Source organism: Blastocatellia bacterium (genome assembly GCA_025054955.1).
Taxonomy (GTDB): Bacteria; Acidobacteriota; Blastocatellia; order HR10; family J050; genus JANWZE01.
In genome coordinates this window covers 1-20,658 of the sequence record JANWZE010000044.1, presented here as the reverse complement: position 1 = coordinate 20,658, position 20,658 = coordinate 1, and the positions used below count along the sequence as shown (strand labels likewise).

Annotated in this window: 12 protein-coding genes; 4 read left to right on the top strand and 8 right to left on the bottom strand. The window is 56.6% G+C overall.

Annotated elements, in window-relative coordinates; genetic code table 11:
• Positions 1–3: 3 nt before the first annotated feature.
• Genes glmM through thpR form a run of 3 tightly spaced genes read left to right on the top strand, consistent with a single transcriptional unit; the run spans position 4 to position 3,425 of the window.
• Positions 4–1,344, top strand: coding sequence for a phosphoglucosamine mutase (gene glmM / locus NZ823_05785; GenBank protein ID MCS6804643.1), 1,341 nt, complete (start codon positions 4–6; stop codon positions 1,342–1,344).
• A gap of 3 nt (positions 1,345–1,347) precedes the next feature.
• Positions 1,348–2,808, top strand: coding sequence for an ectonucleotide pyrophosphatase/phosphodiesterase (locus NZ823_05780; GenBank protein ID MCS6804642.1), 1,461 nt, complete (start codon positions 1,348–1,350; stop codon positions 2,806–2,808).
• Between the two features lie 5 nt (positions 2,809–2,813).
• The gene (gene thpR, locus NZ823_05775; protein ID MCS6804641.1) at positions 2,814–3,425 is read left to right on the top strand and encodes an RNA 2',3'-cyclic phosphodiesterase; all 612 of its coding nucleotides are present in this window, start codon (positions 2,814–2,816) and stop codon (positions 3,423–3,425) included.
• A 229-nt stretch (positions 3,426–3,654) separates the two neighbouring features.
• On the opposite strand, the gene selD is transcribed toward thpR, so the two are convergent.
• The 7 genes from selD to NZ823_05740 form a co-directional block, all read right to left on the bottom strand.
• On the bottom strand, positions 3,655–4,707 hold the full coding sequence (gene selD, locus NZ823_05770; protein MCS6804640.1) for a selenide, water dikinase SelD: 1,053 nt from the start codon (positions 4,705–4,707) through the stop codon (positions 3,655–3,657).
• Positions 4,708–4,810: 103 nt separating this feature from the next.
• On the bottom strand, positions 4,811–6,538 hold the full coding sequence (locus NZ823_05765) for a CRTAC1 family protein (GenBank protein ID MCS6804639.1): 1,728 nt from the start codon (positions 6,536–6,538) through the stop codon (positions 4,811–4,813).
• The gene (locus NZ823_05760; GenBank protein MCS6804638.1) at positions 6,535–8,115 is read right to left on the bottom strand and encodes a tetratricopeptide repeat protein; all 1,581 of its coding nucleotides are present in this window, start codon (positions 8,113–8,115) and stop codon (positions 6,535–6,537) included. Before NZ823_05760 ends, NZ823_05765 begins: the two co-directional genes overlap by 4 nt.
• On the bottom strand, positions 8,112–9,842 hold the full coding sequence (locus tag NZ823_05755) for a CRTAC1 family protein (GenBank protein MCS6804637.1): 1,731 nt from the start codon (positions 9,840–9,842) through the stop codon (positions 8,112–8,114). The genes NZ823_05760 and NZ823_05755 overlap by 4 nt, the downstream gene beginning before the upstream one ends.
• A gap of 19 nt (positions 9,843–9,861) precedes the next feature.
• On the bottom strand, positions 9,862–11,271 hold the full coding sequence (locus NZ823_05750) for a tetratricopeptide repeat protein (protein MCS6804636.1): 1,410 nt from the start codon (positions 11,269–11,271) through the stop codon (positions 9,862–9,864).
• 148 nt (positions 11,272–11,419) lie between these two features.
• Complete coding sequence (locus tag NZ823_05745; GenBank protein ID MCS6804635.1) at positions 11,420–12,937, bottom strand: tetratricopeptide repeat protein; 1,518 nt, start codon at positions 12,935–12,937, stop codon at positions 11,420–11,422.
• Between the two features lie 79 nt (positions 12,938–13,016).
• The gene (locus tag NZ823_05740) at positions 13,017–16,421 is read right to left on the bottom strand and encodes a TonB-dependent receptor (GenBank protein MCS6804634.1); all 3,405 of its coding nucleotides are present in this window, start codon (positions 16,419–16,421) and stop codon (positions 13,017–13,019) included.
• A gap of 291 nt (positions 16,422–16,712) precedes the next feature.
• On the opposite strand from NZ823_05740, the gene aroE reads away from it, so the two are divergent.
• A complete protein-coding gene (gene aroE / locus NZ823_05735; protein ID MCS6804633.1) occupies positions 16,713–18,236 on the top strand; it encodes a shikimate dehydrogenase in 1,524 nt (507 codons plus the stop codon).
• Positions 18,237–18,290: 54 nt separating this feature from the next.
• On the opposite strand, the gene NZ823_05730 is transcribed toward aroE, so the two are convergent.
• Complete coding sequence (locus NZ823_05730; protein MCS6804632.1) at positions 18,291–20,420, bottom strand: acetate--CoA ligase family protein; 2,130 nt, start codon at positions 20,418–20,420, stop codon at positions 18,291–18,293.
• Positions 20,421–20,658 lie beyond the last annotated feature (238 nt).

The following is a 20,658-nucleotide window of genomic DNA, read 5'->3' as shown; positions in this document are numbered from 1 at the left end:
AGCATGGCATCCTTGTTTGGCACAGACGGCATTCGTGGTGAGCCTGGCACATACCCGCTCGACCCACCGACCATTTACACCTGCGCTCGTTCGTTGGCAAGCCATTTGAGAGAACGACTCGGACGCCCCCCGCGCGTAGTTACCGGGCGCGACACGCGGGAATCAGGCCGCTGGATCGAAGGGCTGGTCACGCGCGCCTTGCGCGACATGGAAGCCGATGTGATCAGCGCCGGCATTATGACGACGCCCGGCATCGCTTACTTGACGCGCTCGCAACAATTCGACGCCGGCGTGGTTATCTCAGCTTCGCACAATCCCGTCCCTGATAATGGAATCAAGATATTCGCTTCGACCGGCGCCAAACTGGACGATCAGTTGGAGCAAGCCATTGAGGCAGATGTGCGCCAGGCTGCGCCCGTGACCCCTTCAGCGACGGTCTGGCTGGAGGATGGCGAAGAGCTACGGCGCCACTACATGGATTTTTTGATTAAGCAGGTCGGCCATCAGGTAAATCTGAGTGGACTCCGGATCGGCTTGGATTGCGCTAACGGAGCCGCTTACGAGATTGCGCCGACTGTCCTTCAGGCGCTAGGGGCAGAGATTCAGGCGTGGGGCGTGGAACCCAACGGTGTCAACATTAACCAGGGTTGTGGCACGATTCACATTGAAGCCTTATCTGAGCAGGTGCGCCAGCATGGCTGTGATCTAGGCATCGCCTTCGACGGCGACGCCGACCGCGCGTTGTTCGTCGGACCGGATGGACGCATCTTTGACGGCGATCATATTCTCTTCATCGTTGCCACTCAGATGAAACAGCAGGGACGGCTCAATGGCGACCTTGTCGTTGGCACCGTGATGAGCAATTGGGGATTGGAGCAAGCATTGCGTCAACACGAGATCACGCTCTACCGCACGCCGGTGGGCGACCGATATGTGCTGGAAAAATTGCTCGAACTGAATGGGTCGCTTGGCGGCGAACAATCGGGTCACATTATTTTTCCGCAGATCAGTTTGGCTGGCGACGGACTGATCACAGCCATTGAAGTGCTGCGCATCATGTCGGAAACCGGCTCCGACCTAGACCAACTCTCGCGTGGCTTCACGCGGCATCCGCAACTGTTGGTCAACGTGCCGGTGAAAACGAAGACGCCGTTTGAGCAGGTCCCGGCCATTGTCGCCGAACAACAGCAGATCGAGCACCTGTTGCACGGACGAGGTCGGTTGCTGCTGCGTTATTCCGGCACGGAGAACAAAGCCCGCGTCATGATCGAAGCCGACGATCCAGTCCTGGTTCACACGTTAGCCCATCAACTGGCCAACACTATTCGGGAGCATTTGGGATAGCCTATGAAAAAGCGAGCCGACATTCTTCTACTCGTGCACCGATGGAAAGTCGCATTGGCATGGATGCTGCTGATTCTTCTCTTTTCTGGTTGGGATTCCAGCCGGCTTGTCTCCGCTCAGACAGCGGTTTCAGAGCGACCGTATCTGATCTTGATTTCGATTGATGGTCTGGTGCCGGATTATTACAATCGCCCCGACCGTTTAGGATTACGCTTACCCAATATGCGCCGGTTGTGCCGCGAGGGAGCATGCGCTGAAGGCGTCATCGGCGTTTATCCGACTGTCACGTTCCCGTCTCACACCACGTTGGTGACCGGCGCTCGACCGGCTGATCACGGCGTTTGGACGAACACTGTCTTTGACGAACCGACTCAACCGCCGACAGGCCGTTGGCTCTGGGAAGCCTCGTTTATTCGGACGGAGACGCTGTGGATGGCTGCCAAGAAAGCCGGCTTGAGCGTGGCCTGCGCTATCTGGCCGGTCACCGTTGGCGCTCAAGGGATTGATTGGCACATTCCCGAAGTGTGGGACGCAACCGGTCCGTTCAAGCTCATTTCGCAGACGATGCGAGATCGCTCGACGCCCGGTCTCATTGATGACATCCTGCGCGCCTCCAATCGAACCCCCAATGACTATGCGCCCTACGACGAGTTCACAGTGGATGCGGCTGTGTACATGATCGAGCGATTCAAGCCGAATTTCTTGATGGTTCATCTGATTGACCTGGATCAGGCGCAGCATGAAGCCGGTCCCTATTCAGCTCGTGGCTTTGAAGCAACGGAACGGGCTGACGCAGCTATCGGTCGTATCCTGGAGGCGATTCGCCGCGCCGGAATTGAAGCTTCCACGACCGTCGCTATTGTCTCCGATCACGGATTCATGCGCATTGACAAAGAGTTTCATGCAGGCGCGGTGTTGGCTCAAGCCGGCCTGATTCGCCTCAACGCGCAAGGCCAGGTGATCAGTTGGGACGCCGCTGTTCATCCCAGTGGCGCGTCGGCGGCCATCTATCTAAAAAATCCGAACGACGCATCGGTGGCCAATCGTGTCTGGGCTGCGTTTGAACCTTACACCAAAGGCCCCGAAGCGCCGCTGCGTCGGATTCTGCAACGAGACGAATTGGATCAACTCGGCGCCAATCCACGCGCCACGTTCTTTCTGGAACCATCGAACTTCTACGCCATCACCAACAGCTTCAAAGAACCGGTGATTCAACCGGCTCCAGAGAAGAAACGCGGCAATCACGGATTCCTGCCTGAACGGCCTGAAATGTACGCCAGCTTGATCCTATGGGGTCGCGGCATTCAACGTACTTCGCTGGAATTTGTCCAGATGACCGATATTGCTCCTACGCTTGCTCGCATCCTGAATATCCCATTCCAACCGCCGGCATACAGTCAACCGATCACCAAAGTTCTTGCGCAACCGTCCAAGCAAGCTGAGACCCAAACTGCTGCCAAGTAACAGCCATGACCGACGCGACCTTGATTCGCACATTCATTTGCATTGAATTACCTGACGAACTGAAAGCAGCAATTGCAGCCATTCAAGAGCAGTTCAAAATGCATAAAGCTCACGTCAGTTGGGTTCGCCCACAAAACATTCACCTGACACTGAAATTCCTCGGCGATGTTGAGCAACAGCGACTGCCGGACATTATCGCGCAAGTCAACAATGTGGCTACAGCATATTCGCCGTTCTGGCTAACGCCGCATGGTCAGGGCGTGTTCCCCACCACCAAACATCCGCGCGTCTTCTGGCTGGGCATCAACGATGAAACAGGCCAATTGCCGGCTCTGCAGGCAGCCGTTGAGTCGGCTCTAGAATCACTGGGATTCCCCAAAGAGCAACGCCGCTTTCAACCACACTTGACGATCGGGCGTGTTCGACCGTATCGAAAACCCAAGGACCTGACGCAGGCTTTTCTGCATCTCGCGTTTTCCGCCTCGCCGTTCCTCGTTGACCACATCACGGTGATGCAAAGCGAGCTGAAACCAACCGGCGCCGTTTACACGCCGCTGCACGTCGTCGCGCTGGGAGAAAAGTCCAGTCCGGGCGATGCCGGCACCGGCATTGTTTGATGAGGGGGTCGTAGAAGACGGTGATCTGCTCGAGCTATGCCGATTACGAATTGCGGAACGCGGGTTGTGGATTGGCCAAACTCACCTAGAGAATCGGCCACAGGCAACTGAGCAGGGTCTCTCCTATAGCAATTGTCACATTCTCAGTCCATGGAACACGGGTGGGAACGCCTGTGCCACATTCTCAGTTCATGGATCACAGGCGGAACACCTGTGATCCATTCTCAGTTCACGGGATGACATGGATGTAGCCGGCCGGACCAGCCGTGATTTCACCGATCAGCGCGGCCACTGGCGCGCCAACAGCAACGAGCTTTTCAACCAATTGGTCTGCTTTCTCCGGAGCGACTGCAATGAGCAGGCCGCCGGATGTCTGGGCATCGCACAGAACCAGTTGCATGGACTCGGACACGCCGTCGTCCCATTGAACAAACGCTGACAGAAAAGCGTGATTGTTACGGCTGCCGCCCGGTATCGCCTTCTGCGGGATCAGCTCCCACGTGGCCGGCAGCACCGGCACAGCAGCAGCGCGAACAGTTGCGCCGACGCCGCTGGCGCTGACCATCTCGCGCAGGTGGCCGATCAATCCATAGCCGGTCACATCGGTTGAAGCGTGAACACCGACGTTGACCATCGCATGAGCTGCGGCTTTATTCAACGTCGCCATCAACTGCGTCGCTTGATGGATTGTTGATTGGTCAACGAGCTGGCGCTTGATGCCGGTAGTGATGATGCCGAGGCCGAGCGGTTTGGTCAGCACTAACCGATCGCCCGGACGAGCCGTGGCATTGGAAATGATCGCGCTGGGATGACAGATACCAACAACGGCCAGTCCATACTTTGGCTCGGCGTCGTCAACGCTGTGTCCGCCGATGATGGCGACGCCCGCTTCACGGGCTTTGTCAGCGCCGCCCCTGAGAATCTGCGTTAGGACATCCAGCGGCAGATGCTTGCTCGGAAACGCAACCAGATTGAGCGCGACCAGTGGTTGAACGCCTTTAGCGTACACATCGCTCAATGAATTAGCCGCAGCAATGGCGCCGAACCAGTATGGATCATCCACGACAGGCGCGAAGAAATCGGTCGTCATCACCAGCGCCATGTCGTCGTTGAGACGGTAGACGCCGACATCATCGGACGTGGCCGGCCCGATTAAGATGTTTGGATCATCCGATGGAGTCAACTGGCGCAGCACCTGCGACAGGTCGGCAAGACTCAACTTACACGCTCAACCTGCGCCATGACTCATCTGGGTCAATCGAATCTGCTCTGTTTGTTGCATAACCTGACGGTGGATTGTACTGAGGACCGTGTCACACTGCCAACTCGCACCGTGCGTTCCTCAGATAAAAAGCGGACTTCGTCAGTGGGGCTCATGTGAGCCATCACCTTTTCTGCTCCGCATTCGTCGCGCCCTCGCGCACCTCCACATACCTGTTGATGCGTGGCGCGCGCAGACGATCGCGCGTGCCGCTGGGCCAGCGGATTTCGATCTCGTCAACTTTTTGTCGTTGGCCGAGTCCAACCAGCAGTCGCATGTCATGGCCGGAGCAGTAACTACCTCCGCCGTTGACGCTGCGCCAAATCGTCAGCTTCTGCGCTTTGACGATGACAGTGGCGCCGATGGCATCACGATTGCTCTTGACTCCGATCAGCTTGAGGCCGATCCAATTATTCCGATTGCCGCCATCGTTACGGATCAGAACGGGCGGTTGCCCGCAATTGATCAAAAGAAAGTCGGTGTCGCCATCGTTGTCGTAATCACCCGATGCTAGCCCGCGACCGGCGTAGCGGCGTTTCATCACTTCTCCCAGCGTGTCGGCAATGTTACGGAATACGCCGTTGATATTCTCCAACAGGAATGGTTCTTCTGCGTAGTAGACGCCTTCGCGGAACAGATGCACGTTATCGAGCGGATGGCCGTTAGTCACAAAAATATCGAGATCGCCGTCGTTGTCGAAATCAACAAAGCGCGTGCCGAATCCGCTATAGAGCATGGCCATCTCTGCAAGGCCGGCCTGAACCGTCGCGTCAAAAAACCGATCGTCACCCTCATAGCGATGCAGCCGATTCGGCTCAAGATCAATGTTGGTGACGAACAGATCAAGCTTGCCATCGCCGTTGTAATCGCCGAAGTCCACGCCCATGCCGGATTCCGGTTTGGCGTTCAGTCCATAGGCAACTTCTGCCATCAAGGCAATCTCACGGAACCGGCCTTGACCGTCGTTTTTGAAGAGGAAATTTCGCACCGCATCGTTAGCCACGTAAATGTCTATCCAGCCATCATCATTGTAATCGGCAGCGACAACGCCCAATGCTTTGCCTTCGACCGAGCTGATACCGGTCTTGGCCGAGACGTCCGTGAATGTGCCATCGCCGTTGTTCCGATAGAGCGTGTTCACAATCCCTCTGAATACGTCGGGATGACAGTAGGCGCGATAGCCGGGGCGACTCTCGCCACAGTAGACGTTTTTGTCGAAATTCCAGTCAAGGTAATTGCAGACGAACAAGTCGAGTCGTCCATCATTGTCGTAATCAAAAAAAGCGGCGCTGGTGCTCCACCGCGGATCGCCGACGCCCGCTTTGTCGGTCACGTCAGTGAACGTGCCGTCTCCGTTATTGCGATAGAGAATGTTGGGGCCGAAGTTGGTCACATAGATGTCGCTCAGTCCATCATTGTCGTAGTCAGCGACGGTCGCCCCCATGCCGAAACCGCGACCCATCACGCCAGCTTTCTCGGTCACGTCGCTGAATGTGCCGTCACGATTATTTCGATAGAGCGCATTGCGAATTGCTGTCTTGGGCTTGTGAAACGGCGTCTCACCGCTATTGACCAGATAGATGTCCAACCAGCCATCGTTGTCATAATCCAGAAACGCGCCGCCGCCGCCCATTGTCTCGATCAAGTACTTTTCGGGTGTGGCCAGGTTGTCGTGCCGCCAGGTGATCTTGGCCGCTGCCGTGACCTCGACGAATTGAATCTTCTTGTTGGCTGGAGGCAGCTTCTGTCGTCCCTGAGTTGACAACAACACTGTAAGAACGATCGCCACCACAGCAGCGACCCTCACCTTCCACTGACCGCTGACCACTGACCACGCGCCACTGACCTTCATGGTTTTTCCGCCTGCTGCCGTCGTTCGCGCAGCTCGCGTTCGCGCTTGTCTTCTTCTTCGAGCGCTTTGAATATGGCCAGTTCCTTCTCGGCCAGCTCTTGCTGTCCGGCGCGCGAGTAGGCCAGAAACAGTTGATACCGCGCCTGTGTGTAATCAGGCTTCAGATCAACGGCTCGTTCCAACACACGTTGCGCGTCGGCGAATTTGCGCTGACGCATATAAACCTGTCCTAACGTCAGATGCGCTTCGACGTGAATGGGCCGCAGTTTGAGCGTTCGCAGCAGGTATGGTTCGGCTTGTTCAGGTTGACCAAGTTGCAAGTACGCATAGCCGAGATTGGCTAGTGATTCGACGTGATCAGGTTGTATAGCAATTTGCTTGAGGAAGTTTGCCACTGCTTCGGTGAACTTGCCTTGCGCGCGTTGAGCGTAGCCGATCAGATAGTAGATTTCTCCTCGTTTCGCGTCGTTCCACTGAAGCGCTTTCTGATAGATCTGTTCGGATCGAGCATATTGAGAGACTTTGAAGCAGGCGTTGGCCAGCCGCATCAGGTAGGCGGGATTATTCGGGGCGAGGGCGACGGCTTTCTCATAAGACGCGACGGCTGCGGCCACGTAGTCGCGTTTGAAGTATTCCTCGGCCATCAGAAAATGAGCGTCAGCGTGTTGCGCATCACGTTCGACGGCGTGTTTGAATTCCTCAATAGCGCCGTTAGAATCGCCCATCTCGGCCAGCACCAGTCCCAGCCGATAATGCACCTCAGCCAGCTCAGGTTTCAAGTCAGCCGCTGCTGTGAGCGCCTTTTTCGCCGCTTCATGCTGGTCCAAATTGTAGAGCGCCAGTCCGAGGTTGTATTGCGCTTCAAAGCTGTGTGGTTGTTTTTCGACAACAAGCCGGAACCGTTCGGCGGCCGGCTGATACAAGCCGCTTTGAGCCAGCATCAACCCCAGCGTAAAGTGCACGCGCACATCGTCGCTGCCTTTTTCCATCAGGCGCTGAGCAAGCTGCAGCGCCTGCGCATGACGATTGGTCTTCAACGAAACGTCGCACAGCGCAAAGAGCAAAGCCGGATCATCCGCCGATTTTGCACGGGCGCGTTCCAAGTGTTGAAGCGCCTGTTCATACTGACCACGTTCGCGGTAGACAAGTCCCAAATTGTAATTGGCTGCGGGGTGTTGCGGGTCAACTTGCAAGACACGCTTAAACTGAGCGATGGCCTGGAGAGTCTTTTGCTGCTTCAGGTAAAGATTGCCCAGATTATTCCGCGCATCAATGAAACGTGGGTTATAGCGCAACGCTGTCTGATATTGCCGTTCAGCTTCGCTATGACGGTTTTGTTGATCGAGGATAATTCCTAACAAATTGTGAGCCTCGGCTGAGCGCGGAGCCAGGTGCAAGGCGGCGCGAGCGGCGCGCTCAGCTTGCATGAGATCACCGGTCTCTAGTAGCGCCATGCTCTGCTCGATGTGCGACTCCACGCGGTCAGCTTGTGCGTGGGCGCGCCACGCGATCACGCAGCCCAGCAGAAGCCCGCTCAGCGCGAACAGCAGCCACAACCGTTGACGATGATTCCTCATGCTGAGCCTCGTCGGGTTGCTTTGGGCTGAACGTCAGGTTGCTTCACGTTCAACAGTTGATTCGGTTTGACATCGCGCAAGTTTGATCGCGTGCCATTTGGCCAACGGATTTCAATCTCATCCACTGTGCTGGCTGCACCCAATCCGAAGTGGAGACGAAAATCATTCTGAGAAAGATAGCTGGAACCGCTGAACACATCGGCCATCTGCCATCGCTGGCCGATGCGGAGTCTGACGCGCGCGTTGACGGCGCGACGGTTCATCTTGGCGCCGACCAAGTTCAGGGTCAGCCAATTGTTTTTGTTGCCGCCATCGTTGCGCAATACCGTCGGCGTGTCATCTATGTTGTTGATTACGATGTCCACATCACCGTCATTGTCAATGTCGCCGAATGCCGCGCCGCGACTGCATTTGATGAGGCTCAGCCCTGGCCCTGCCTGCCGCCCCACCTCGACAAACCTGCCTCGCCCCACATTCTCAAACAGCAAGTTTCGCTGCTTGTATGATGTCCCGAAGTCATGCTTATCAACTTGCGGGTAGACATGACCGTTGGCGGCAAACAGGTCAAGGTCACCATCGTTATCGAAGTCAAAGAAGGCCGTCCCCCAACCCAGGGAGGCCAACGTAGTTTCGCCATGACCACTGGGATACGTCACATCGGTGAACTGATTGCGCCCTTCATTGTGATAGAGCGTATTGGTGTCATCAGAAAAGTTGGTGACGTATATATCCATCAACCCGTCGCCGTCATAATCGCCGACTGCGACGCCCATGCCCGCTTGTTCGCGTCCTTCTTCATTGACCGCTGTGCCGGACGGGTAACCGATTTCTTTGAATGTCCCGTCGCCGTTATTTTGATAGAAATAATTCGGCGTGGAATCATTGGCGACATAGAGGTCTAGGTCGCCATCATTGTCGAAATCGCACCAGACGGGCTGGAAACCGTAGTACCCCTTCGCATCGTCAACGCCGGCTTTCCGGCTGACATCAGTGAAAGTGCCATCGCCGTTGTTTTGATAGAGCGTGTCGCCAGCGCCTTTCAATCCGCGCGGCCCACACATGACCGGCACGCCTCGAAACATGCAGAAGTTGGCGCCGATAGGATTTGTGCCACCGTGCTCGGGCAAATTATTCAGATCGAGTTCAACATAATTGGCGACGAATAAGTCTAAGTCGCCATCGCCGTCGTAATCGCCGAACGCCGCGCCAGTTGAATAACGTGGGTCAGCCACACCGGCTTTGCGTGTCACGTCGGTGAACGTCCCATCGCCGTTATTACGGTAGAGGATGTTTGGGCCGAAATTGGTGACATACAGATCATCCCATCCATCATTGTCCACATCCGCCACAGCGACGCCTTGACCCCAGGCGCCGTTGCCGCCCACACCGGCTTTCGTGGTGACATCTTCAAATCGGCCGTCTCGCCGATTGCGGAACAATTTATGAGTGGCTGCCAGCTTCTGCTCTCGTAGCATCTGGAGATTGCCGCCGTTAACCAGGTAGACATCAAGCCAGCCGTCGCGATCATAATCGAACAAAGCGACGCCGCTGCTGGTTGTCTCCAGAATGTACCGCTTCTCCAAGCTGCCTCCGACGTGACGGAACGTGCCTAAGCCCGATAGATCGGTGATGTCTGTGAATTGAACACGCGGCCCTGTTGATTGGCTGAAGCTATTGAGGCCGAGCAGGCAGATCAGCAGGAGGCCACTGGCTATTCGTTTCATCATAGCCCATGCTCTTTTCTCATCATCGAGGGAGTTCCATGCCGCCGGTGCGTTGCCGAAACTCAGCATTGAGTCGCTCGACAGTAGCAAATTCCTTTGCTGCTTCTTCGTGACGACCCAATCGTTGCAAGACCAGCGCCAGTTGATAATGCGCGTCGGCACGTGATGGGTTCAGCGCGATCGCCTGAGTGAACTGCTCAACGGCCGAAGCCAGTTGGCCAGCACGCGCCAGTGCGCGCCCCAACAGAATGCGCACGTCAGCGTGCTGAGGATTCAATTGAACAGCGCGGTGCAGTGCTTGTAGAGCCGTTTGATCGTCTCCCCGCCGAAACGCGACGGCGCCCAGCCCATGAAATCCCTCAAAGCGGTCCGGCGCGCGACCGATCAGTTCCATGTATTCCTTCTCGGCTTGTTCGAGTTCACCGATTGATTCCAGTGTGATGCCCAACAAATATCGCGCTTGGATGTGGCCCGGCTGAGCTTCTAAAACACGCCGAAAGGCATCACGCGCGGCGTGTGCTTCTCTCCTGGTCATGGCGATGCGGCCGAGCTGGATGCGCGCATCGTGCAAATCCGGCTTCAGCTCAAGGGCGCGTTTCAATTGTGTCGTCGCTTCATCAAACCGACCCAGTTCAGCCAAGCTATGACCGAGTAGATAGAACGATTCGGGCAAGCGCAACCCGCCTTCGTAATTGCTCAACATAGCCACGACCCGTTGATAATCGCCGAGCCTGAACGCCGCCAGTGCCAGTTCCAATTTAACCGGCACGAGCGCAGGATTGAGAACAAGGACCTGTTCGTATTCTTTGACGGCTTCGGCGTACCGACCCATTTGCGCCCAGAAGACAGCCCGTTCATAGCGTATCTGCGGGTTCTGGGGATCATGGTTACACAATCGGTCGAGTTCCGCTTCGGCTTCAGCAAACCGCTTTTGCTCGGCGTAAAGGCTGACCAACTCGCGACTGGCCGCCAGTTGACCCGGCTCAATGCGAATGGCTTTTCTGAGATACAGCTCAGCGCGGAGCGGCTGATTGCGTCGCCTATAAAGCAAGCCGGCGTAGTAATTGGCCAGATAATTGTACGGATCAATCATCAAGGCAGCTTTCAGTAAGTCCTCGCCGGCGGCTTCACGACCTGTTTGGAAGTAGTAGAGGCTCAGGTGAGCGCGCGCGTCGGCTTGCTGCGGGTCCAACGCGATGGCTTTCTTCAGCGCAGCCACCGCTTCGGCGCTCTTGCCCAGTTCCAGTCGAACGCGACCAAGTTCGGTATAGAGCGCCGCGTCGTTCTGTTGTTGTTCCAACCGCGCAAGCAACTGGCGCTCTTTCTGACGCAACTGCTCAACGGCGTGTCGGTAGATGTCGCCATTGCCGTTGTCTTGAGCAGAAACGAAGCCGACTGTGAGCGTCATCACAGCCAGAACAAGAAAGATCATGACTGCCATCACTCGGCAAGCCAACATACCCAAGCGTGAGTGAGCGCAATGCACGCTGTATCCCTCCGAAGCAGTCCCTCTTCCCATGATGTCGTCACGGCTGAGCATGCGCAGCGGATTGTACTGCTGACGATGAACCGGGCGCAATCTACTTGCCGGACGATTCCAGGTGCCGGAACGTTTCCAGCGCCTTGGCCGCTGCCTCATTCTGGCCGAGTCGCGTGTAAGCGAGAAAGAGTTGGTAATGAATGCGCGCCTCCGCCGGAGCAAGTTCAGCCGCTTGTTTCAGCGCGGCGAGCGCTTCAGCCGGCCGGTTCTGTTGCAACAATGCCCGACTCACTTGATACAAGCCCTCGACATGATTTGGCATGATTGAGAGCGCGCGCCGAAGCCTCAGCTCCGCTTGAACCGGATTGTTAAGCGCCACCATCGCCTGGCCCATCCCGACCAGCGATGCAACGTGGTCGGGATTCAACTTGAGTTCCCGCTCGAAATGCTTGATGGCTTCTTCATAGCGCGACAACTTCAATTCGGTATGCCCGACGTGGAAACTAGCGTTAGGCGCTGTCGGATTGAGCGCATAGGATTTTTCGTAAGCAGCGCGAGCCTGAAGCAGATTGCCTTGCGCCAGATAAACGTCGCCAAGCCGCGTGAACAGCTCGGCGCGAGCCGGCTGCAACCGAGTGGCGCGTCGCAAGGCCTCTGTCGCTGGCGCGTAATATCGCTGCTCCAGATAGAGCTCAGCCATGGCTGCATAGACATCAGGCTGGTTCGGTTGAAGCGACAAGCTGCGTTTGTAGGCGCTCAAGGCTTCGGCCAGCTCGCCTCTAGCCACACAGATGGCGCCCAGTAGGGAGTAAGCCTCAGCTTGTTGCGGATTCAATGCAAGGGCCTTCTGCACAGCCTGTTTGGCTTCTGTTTGCTCTCCTCGCCGATGGTGGACGTAGCCCAGACCGTAGTGCAATTGGTCGAGCGTCGGTTGCAGGTGAAGCCCTTGGTTGAATACAGTCTGCGCCTCGTCCCAGCGTTTGTGCTGCGCCAGGATCATGCCCAGCCGGGCGAGTCGGTGAGCGTTTTGTGGCTCTTGTTGTTTCAATTGCTCGATGATCGGTCGGGCTGATTCCCATCGTTGATCGGCAAGATAGGCGTTGCTCAATCCGAGCAAGACTTGCTCATTCTGATGATCCAGTTGGTAGGCTCGTTCCAGATAGGAAATCGCTTGGTTCCACTCATTGCGTCGAGTATGAATGTATCCGAGGCTGAGCAGCGCGCCGATGTGCGCTGGTTCCAACTTCAACACGCGTTGAAATTCGAGGATCGCTTCGCTCAGCCGATCCGTCTCCATGTATAAGTTGCCGATGTTGACACGCGCCGGCAGATAATCGGGAGCTAACCGGATGGCTCGTTGCAATGATCGTTCGGCTTCGACGACACGGCGCTGACGGAATTGAACGTAACCAAGGAGGTTGTGAGCGGCCACGAAACGAGGATGTTGCTTGAGCACTCGTCGCAGCGTGGATGCAGCCGTAGCGTAATCCTGCCGTTCAATGGCTTGCAGTGCGCTGCCCAGGTCAATCGCGGGCTTAGGTTGAATCGCCGGTTTAGGCTGCGCGACTCCAGCGAAAACGATGGTCAGAATACATACAACGGGCAGCCAACAACTCATTTTTGTTGACTGCCCAACGCGCCACATAACCCTTACATCGGTTGTTAGCTCCGACGGACGCTCAACAACCGACGAGTGACTAAAACAGCAATTTCAAGCGAAATTGCCCTTGCCGTTGCGGGTACGCATTGAACGTCTGCCCAACGTTGTTTGAAAAGTTGACGGACCCATCGCTGTTGAAGTTGATGCCGGCGTTGGGCAGCACCAGTTGGACATTATTGAATAGGTTGAAAAATTCGATACCGAACTGCAGATTGATGCCTTCGGTGATGCGCGTATTCTTGAAGAGTGAGAAATCGGTGTTAAACCGGTTCGGTCCCCGCAGGATGTTGCGTCCGGCCGTGCCGAAGGTGATGGATCGTCCGGCGAAATTTCTCACTGATCGGCTGGGAGGACGGAAGGCGCTTGGATTGAATGAACGGCCAGCAGCGCGATCAGCGGCCGTCGGTCTCGGATCGCCAACCAAGTCTGGGCGCACGCTACTGTCGGCTACCGTGGGGGTGAACGGCTGACCCGATTGTCCAAGCACGATGAAGTTGACCTGCCAACCGCCGATGATGCGGTCGGTCACTGCGTCCAGGTTATTGAGGAACGGTCGCCCACTGCCGAACGGTAGATCATAGATGACCGCTGATGTGAACCGATGGCGGTAATCAAATCCAGAATTGCCGCGCTCCAGTCGCTCATTGAGCGGATTGACAGGACCGCCAAATTCACCACGCGCTTCGCCAATCGCGCCAAAGTCGCCAGTCGAGTTGTCAATGCTGTGCCCCCATGTGTATGAGGTAATGCTGCCGAGGCCGTAGGAGAACCGTTTCTCGAGACGGACTTGCAACGAATCGTATGCCGATTGCGCGCGGTTTTCATAAGCCTTCACGCCGTTGAGGAACCGACCGGCGCGATTCAACGCGACGCCCAGACCACGGTTCAGACCAAGGTTGCGCACAGCCTGCAATTTCAGCCCGCGCGTTCCGACATAGCCCACATCCAGCACCCAATTGGACGCGAATTCCCATTGCACAGTTAGGTTATATTGATGGACATAACTATCGCGCCGGTTTGGATCAATCTGACGATAGGTCACCGTAGGGTCTAAGTTTTGCGGATCGCTACCACCGGGGAATACCGGCGGACCGGTACTGAGTGTAATTGGCCGCCCAGTCACCGGATGCGTTCCGCCGATGAACGCTGGCGGCACATTGGGCGGATTAAATGTTAACGGCGGAAACTCGGCCGCATCCAGCGCATAGAGCAGCCCGTAGCCGCCACGTAAGGCGAATTTGCGATTCGGGCCAAAGGCATAGGCAAAGCCAAATCGCGGCCCAAAATTGTTTTTATCAGAGTTGACCAGATCGCGGTCATTGCTTGTGGCGACGCGCACGGTGCCGGTGGCCAGATCATAATTCCCAATGCGATTGAAGCGCTCCACTTGCGGACGGAAGAAATCATACCGCAGACCGATATTGAAGGTCAGATCGGGTGAGACTTTCCAATCATCTTGAATAAAGACACCCCATTCGGAAGAGGTCAACGAAAACGGTCCATTGACCTGCGGGCGCGCCGAGAAGTTCATCACGCCCAACAGCAGGCCAGCTTGCGCATTGCCGGTTCCGCCGTCGTTGGCGCCCATGAAGCCTTTGGCTGGGCCGGTGCGTCCGCCGTCAAATGGATGAATCTGACGCAATCGAACTTCACCACCGAATTTGATCGAATGAGCGCCTTTAATGACCGACACTTTATCAGAGAAATAAGTGTTGTTCGACGGCACAAGGAACGGACCGCCATCGCCAGTGAACTCGATGAAGCCAAGGCCACCTGTGCCGATGCCCATGCCGCCCTCGGTCAACTTATCGCCCAAATTGACATTGGGAATCCCAATGTCTTTAGAGACAGTGGGACTGACCCCACAACGCCCGCCAATGCCGCATTCCAAAATGCCGATCTCGATGCGAGTGAATCCAAAGCGAAAATCGTTAATCACGCTCGGCGAAAATGTGTAGGTGTCACCAAACGCCACCTGACGTGTCGCGCCGGTTTCTTCGCCGGCGCCAAAGCCGGCGGGCAACCTGGTGAAGAAACTATCGCGCGAGCGAAATTGATCGTTGAAACTGAACCGCCCGAAGATGGTCTGTTTCTCGCTCCAGGCAATGTCCATTCGCACATCAAACTGGTCAATCTTTTCATTGATGCGGCGGAACTTCAGGAAGTTATTGGCGACGCCCGGCGCATTGGGCGGATCGAAATATGACAGGTAATTGACGGCCACCGGGTCCAGCAGTCGCCGAGGGATGATATTGCCAGGAAAGGGATCGCCTGAGTTAGGATCGAACACCACGCCCGTATCATCGTCGGTGCCCAATCGTCCATCGCGACCGGGGCCGAGGAATTCTGAGAAATCGCCCATGCGCGTCTTCATCGTCGGCACGCTGGTGAACGGACTGCCGCGCTCAAACGGAAACTTGTTGCGTTGACCTTGATAGTCGCCGAAGTAGAACACCCTGTTCTTAATGATCGGGCCGCTCAATGTGAAGCCATACTCATGCTCGCGGCGCGGCGGCTTGGGTGGTAATCGGAATGGTCCGCCACCTTGCAATCGGGAAAACACCGGACGGGCGTCTAGCACGTCGTTGCGACCGAAGTAGTAAACCGATCCGTGAATTTCATTGCCGCCGGATTTGAAGTTTGCGTTGATGACCGCGCCGCCAGCGCGTCCGACCTCCGCCTGCGGCACACTGGTTTCCACCTTGAATTCTTGAATCGCGTCCGGCGGCGGGAAAATGCCGATTTGCCCGTATTGCGGCTCGTTGTTATCCACGCCATCAATAGACCAGTTATTGTTCTGCGGTCGCAATCCATTGGCTGAAATCGAAGAGCCTAACGAGCGGCTGAAACGGGCTGCTTCGGTCGAACCTTCAGACAAGCCGCTGACCGATCCCTGAAATGCCGAGGCATCTGTCAATGCGCCGACGACCGCCCGACTCACACCGGGAATGAGCGTAGCAAACGAGGTGAAATTCCGGCCATTGAGCGGCAACTCGGTGATCTGTCGCCCGATGATCACATCGCCACGCACGCTTGTCTCCGTCTCGACCAGCGGCACCTGCGCCGTGACCGTGATCTCTTCGGCCACAGACCCGACCTTCAAGGTAACATTCACCGAGCGAACGTCGCCAATGCGCAGCTCGAGCTGCTGCGTCAACGCCGTCTGGAACCCTTCGCGTGACACTTTCAACTGATAGACACCGGGGTCCAACAACGAGGGGAACTGGTAGCGTCCCTCACCATCGGTCATGGTGCTCCGGCTCACGTTCGTGCTGAGATTGGTAATCGTGACTTCCGCATCGGGGACGACTGCGCCGGTTTCGTCTGTCACCACGCCGGTGACCGTGGCTCGCTGCGTTTGCGCGGCCAAGGCCGTCGCTGAGACGACCATGCACACAACAGCAAGCCATCCTCCCAACCATACGCTTGCGCGCGCGATCATAACTCGATCCTCCCTAGCTCATGAGCGATTTGGATTCACCGCTTCCACAGAGGCGTGACTTATATAACATAAGCAGCCAAGACGGTCAACGAGAATTTTCACCCGCCTTCGTTACTGATGGTAGCGCGGCCCGCATCATGCCCTCAGAAGCTTCTTCTATATTCACGCGCCTGGGGCTTGTCTGACACTGTCAAGCTGCTTCTCAGCTAATCGGCACGCCGGCCAACGCGCAGAAGCGACTGTAAACTGCTGCCTTGATAGCCGTGTTGTTTCTGGTAGAATCTCGCGCTGATGTTGCCGCCGAGAGCCATTGCAATTCCTGTGGTGGCGCCGACGCTCAGTGAGGCGCTGCGTCGCGTGGCCGAGGCTGAACGGCTGGGCGATGTGATTGAATTCCGCCTGGATTACATGGCGGATTTTTCACCAGCCGACCCCGTCTACAGCGTGAGGCCGCTCGTGAATGCGACGACGCGACCGATCATTCTGACCTACCATCCGGCGTTCACCCGCCAGCCTGAGCAGGTGCCACCGTTTGAGGATCAAGTGGCTTGTTGGCGGGCGCTGTTTTCACTGACCAATGTTGATCGCGTTTATTTTGATCTTGACCTGCAATTGGCGCGGTGGTTTCAATCCTCCGGCGAGCCTGTCCCGTGGGACCGCGTGATTGCCTCGTACCATAACTTCACCGAGACGCCGCAGCCGCTGTCGCTCGTCTATGAACAGTTGGCGGCAACGCCTGCCGCAGTGCTGAAAATTGCCACGCACGCGCAGGTGATCTCCGACAATCTGCGGCTGTTTGATGTGCTCGCTCGAGCGATTCAGGATCATCGCCCGCTGATTGCCTTGACGATGGGCGAAGCTGGATTCATGAGTCGGATTCTCTCGCCGGCGTGGGGAGGCCTGCTCACCTTCGGCGCCTTAACCGAGCACGAAGCAACTGCTCCCGGCCAACTGACGGCTGAACAGTTGATCCATCTGTTTCGTGTGCGCCAGATAGATCAGGATGTGAACATCGCTGGCGTCATCGGCAATGCCGTACAACATTCGTTGTCGCCGCTGCTCCATAACACGGCGTATCAGCACCGCTCGTTGAACTGGGTGTATCTGCCACTACAGGTGACCGACCTGTCGGCATTCATGCGCGATTTCGTCAGGCGCTCCACACGGCGCATGAATTGGCATCTGCGCGGACTGAGCGTGACCATCCCGCATAAGGTCGAAGCGATCCGATTCGTTGACGCACTTGATCCAGTGGCCGAGCAGGTGGGCGCGCTCAACACGTTGGTGATGGATGGCGAAAGGATCATCGGCTACAACACCGATGTTGAAGGAGCGATGCGTCCATTGCGACAACGTATCCAGCTCAGAGACGCCCGCGTCGTTGTGCTTGGCGCCGGCGGCGCTGCCCGCGCCGTCTGCTTTGGATTACAGCGGGAAGGAGCGCGCGTCACCGTGTTAGCGCGAGACGTGCCAAAAGCTGCCGATGTAGCCAGACAATTCAATGCCTCGGTTGATACGCTAAGCGCGTTGGCGCGCTACCCGCATGATGTGTTGATTAACACCACGCCGGTCGGCATGCAAGATGCCGACCCGGTCACGCCAGTGCCAACCGACTTGCTAATACCCGGCACGGTTGTGTTTGATCTGGTCGCTCGTCGTGACGAAACACCGCTGCTTGAGGCAGCGCGCGCTGCCGGCTGCGCGGTGATCGGCGGCGTCGAAATGCTTGTGTATCAGGCAGCGCAACAATGGGAGCTATGGACCAATCAGACGGCCCCTCTTGAAGTGATGTTCAAATCAGTCGGCCTCCACTGACAAAGATGGTACATGCGCGAGACTCATGGCCTGTTGCTTGAAGTGATGTTCAAATCAACTGGTCTCAATTGACGCTTCCGAGAAGAGGGTGATTTTGACATCAACCGCTTTGGATGTATCCGGCTTGTAGCCGGCTATGAACGGGTTGATGCTCAGTTCAGCAATGGCCGGAAAATCCTCGACCAGTTGGGAGACACGCAACAGCGCTTCTTCCACAAGGACGAAGTCAATCGGATCGTGATCTTTGGTTCCTTGCAGCATCGGGTAACCGCGAAGCGATTTAATGAGCTCGGTTGCATCCAGGTCGGTGAGCGGCCAGACGCGCGCGCTGATGTCTCTGGGCGTTTCATTGTCAGCACTGTTCAGGCCGAACGTGATTAGTGGGCCGAACGTCGCATCGTGCACCATGCCGATAATGACCTCGCGCCCGCCGCGCACCATCTGCTGGATCATGACGCCTTCAACCTGGTCGGCAATGCCATGCCGCTCGGCGCGTTCCATCAAGCTCGCGTAACTGCGCGTCAATTCGTCATCGTTGCGAATGTCGAGGATCACGCCGCCGACGTCCGATTTGTGCAGCAGCTGTTGAGCGATCAATTTCAACACGACGGGATAACCGATCTCATGCGCATGAGCGACCGCCTCATCGAGCGTCGCTGCGAAGTTGAATGCGCAGGTAGGAATGCCGTAAGCGTCAATCAGGCGGAGCGCCTCGGCCAAGTTCAGCGCCAGCCGTCCTTCGTCGCGCGCACGCTTGAGAATGGCCTGCGGAAGGCTCACATCAACGTCGAAGCGCCGCAGCTCGCCCTCCGGGCGTTGTTGCAAGCGATGATAATCAATCAGCGCTCCCAGGGCGCGCGCCGCCGATTCTGGTAACGGGTAGATTGGCAACAACCCACGCGCTCGCTCACGCAAGGCTCGTAAGGACTCTTCAGTGGTCGTCACGACGCATAACACCGGCTTGTCATACTGCCGCAGCAACGGCACAACAGCGTCCACTGTGGCCTGCGACGTCAACGCAGCGGCGGGCACTAGCAGAACAAGCGCAGCATCAACCCGCCCATCAGCCAACACTGTGTCGAGCGCAAGGCGATACGTCTCTGCGCTGGCGTTCGCAGTCAGATTCACGGGATTGCTAACCGTTATGTCGTCGGGCAGCGCAGCTTTCAGCGCCGTAATCGTTTTGGCCGACAGTCGGGCGATGCTCAGTCCGAGGTGAACGCAAGCATCCACGACCAGCGTGGTCAAACCGCGATCGTTGCTAATCACAGCGACACGACTGCCCTGCGCCGCGGCGCAATGGCTGAAAGCCAAGGCAAAATCCAATAGCTCTTCGGCTGAACCAGCCCGCAACAGACCACACTGTTGGAACAGGCTATCGGTGGAGATCATCAGTTCAGAGCGGGTTGGCCTCGTTGGATCACTTGTTGGCGCCGATGGCAATGAACCGCTAGTCTTTAGAGCAACGATCGGCTTTCGCCGGCTGACGCGCCGCGCTAGTTGCGTGAACCGTCGCACGTCGCCAAATGAGTCTACATACATCAGGATGACATTCGTATGCTGCTCATCAGCCCAGTACTCAAGCAGGTCATCAGTGGACAGGTCACTCATGTTACCCAGCGAGGCGAACATGGATAAGCCCAGTCCCAGTCGCTGGATCATATTCAACACCACGAAGCCCAACGCCCCCGATTGACAAACCAACGCAATCCGGTCAGCCCACGCTGGGAGTGGCCCCAACGAGGCATTCAAGCGTACATCCGACACGGCGTTCATAATGCCCATAGAGTTAGGCCCCACCAGGCGCAGGTCGCCGGCTCGCACCCTGTGAACGAGTTCCTGTTCCAGTTTTGCCCCAGCCCGCCCCGCCTCTCCAAAACCAGCGGAGATGACGACCACTGCGCCAACCGGTTTGGCGATACATTCGTCAATGACCGATAAAACCGCCTGCTGAGGGACGACGATCACAGCTAGGTCAACATCACCGGGCACAGCTTCCAGATTTGGATAACAGCGCAGCGACCCAATCATATCGGCATGCGGATTGACAAGAAACACATCGCCACGAAACCCACTCTCCAATATGTTCTGCACAATTCGTTGCCCGATAGAGAACGGTTGACGAGATGCCCCAATGACGGCGACAGACCTGGGTTTGAAGATGTAATCGAACGGGCGTTTCATTCAAGGCCACTCTCTGCCGCCAGCAATCATACGCATTCCACGCGCTCATGCAAGGGCGAATCGAGCATTTCACAACAGGCGCATGCCAAAGGGATACTGGCTCCTTCAGTCACGCCTCCACAGATTGCTTGCAGACAAGGGAATCGCCCATGTGCTATCGCACGCCACGAAGAATGAAAAGGGTTTTTTAGAGGAGCATGCGTTTTGGACTGCGGCGGCAAGCCCCAAGGGCGCGACG

Bases quoted from the DNA above. Each gene is read 5' to 3' on its own strand.
- NZ823_05780 (MCS6804642.1), top strand. From the start codon at position 1,348: ATGAAAAAGCGAGCCGACATTCTTCTACTCGTGCACCGATGGAAAGTC.
- NZ823_05740 (MCS6804634.1), bottom strand. From the start codon at position 16,421: ATGATCGCGCGCGCAAGCGTATGGTTGGGAGGATGGCTTGCTGTTGTG.
- NZ823_05730 (MCS6804632.1), bottom strand. From the start codon at position 20,420: ATGAAACGCCCGTTCGATTACATCTTCAAACCCAGGTCTGTCGCCGTC.
- NZ823_05765 (MCS6804639.1), bottom strand. From the start codon at position 6,538: ATGAAGGTCAGTGGCGCGTGGTCAGTGGTCAGCGGTCAGTGGAAGGTG.
- NZ823_05745 (MCS6804635.1), bottom strand. From the start codon at position 12,937: ATGAGTTGTTGGCTGCCCGTTGTATGTATTCTGACCATCGTTTTCGCT.
- glmM (MCS6804643.1), top strand. From the start codon at position 4: ATGGCATCCTTGTTTGGCACAGACGGCATTCGTGGTGAGCCTGGCACA.
- NZ823_05760 (MCS6804638.1), bottom strand. From the start codon at position 8,115: ATGAGGAATCATCGTCAACGGTTGTGGCTGCTGTTCGCGCTGAGCGGG.
- aroE (MCS6804633.1), top strand. From the start codon at position 16,713: ATGTTGCCGCCGAGAGCCATTGCAATTCCTGTGGTGGCGCCGACGCTC.
- NZ823_05750 (MCS6804636.1), bottom strand. From the start codon at position 11,271: ATGATCTTTCTTGTTCTGGCTGTGATGACGCTCACAGTCGGCTTCGTT.
- NZ823_05755 (MCS6804637.1), bottom strand. From the start codon at position 9,842: ATGATGAAACGAATAGCCAGTGGCCTCCTGCTGATCTGCCTGCTCGGC.
- thpR (MCS6804641.1), top strand. From the start codon at position 2,814: ATGACCGACGCGACCTTGATTCGCACATTCATTTGCATTGAATTACCT.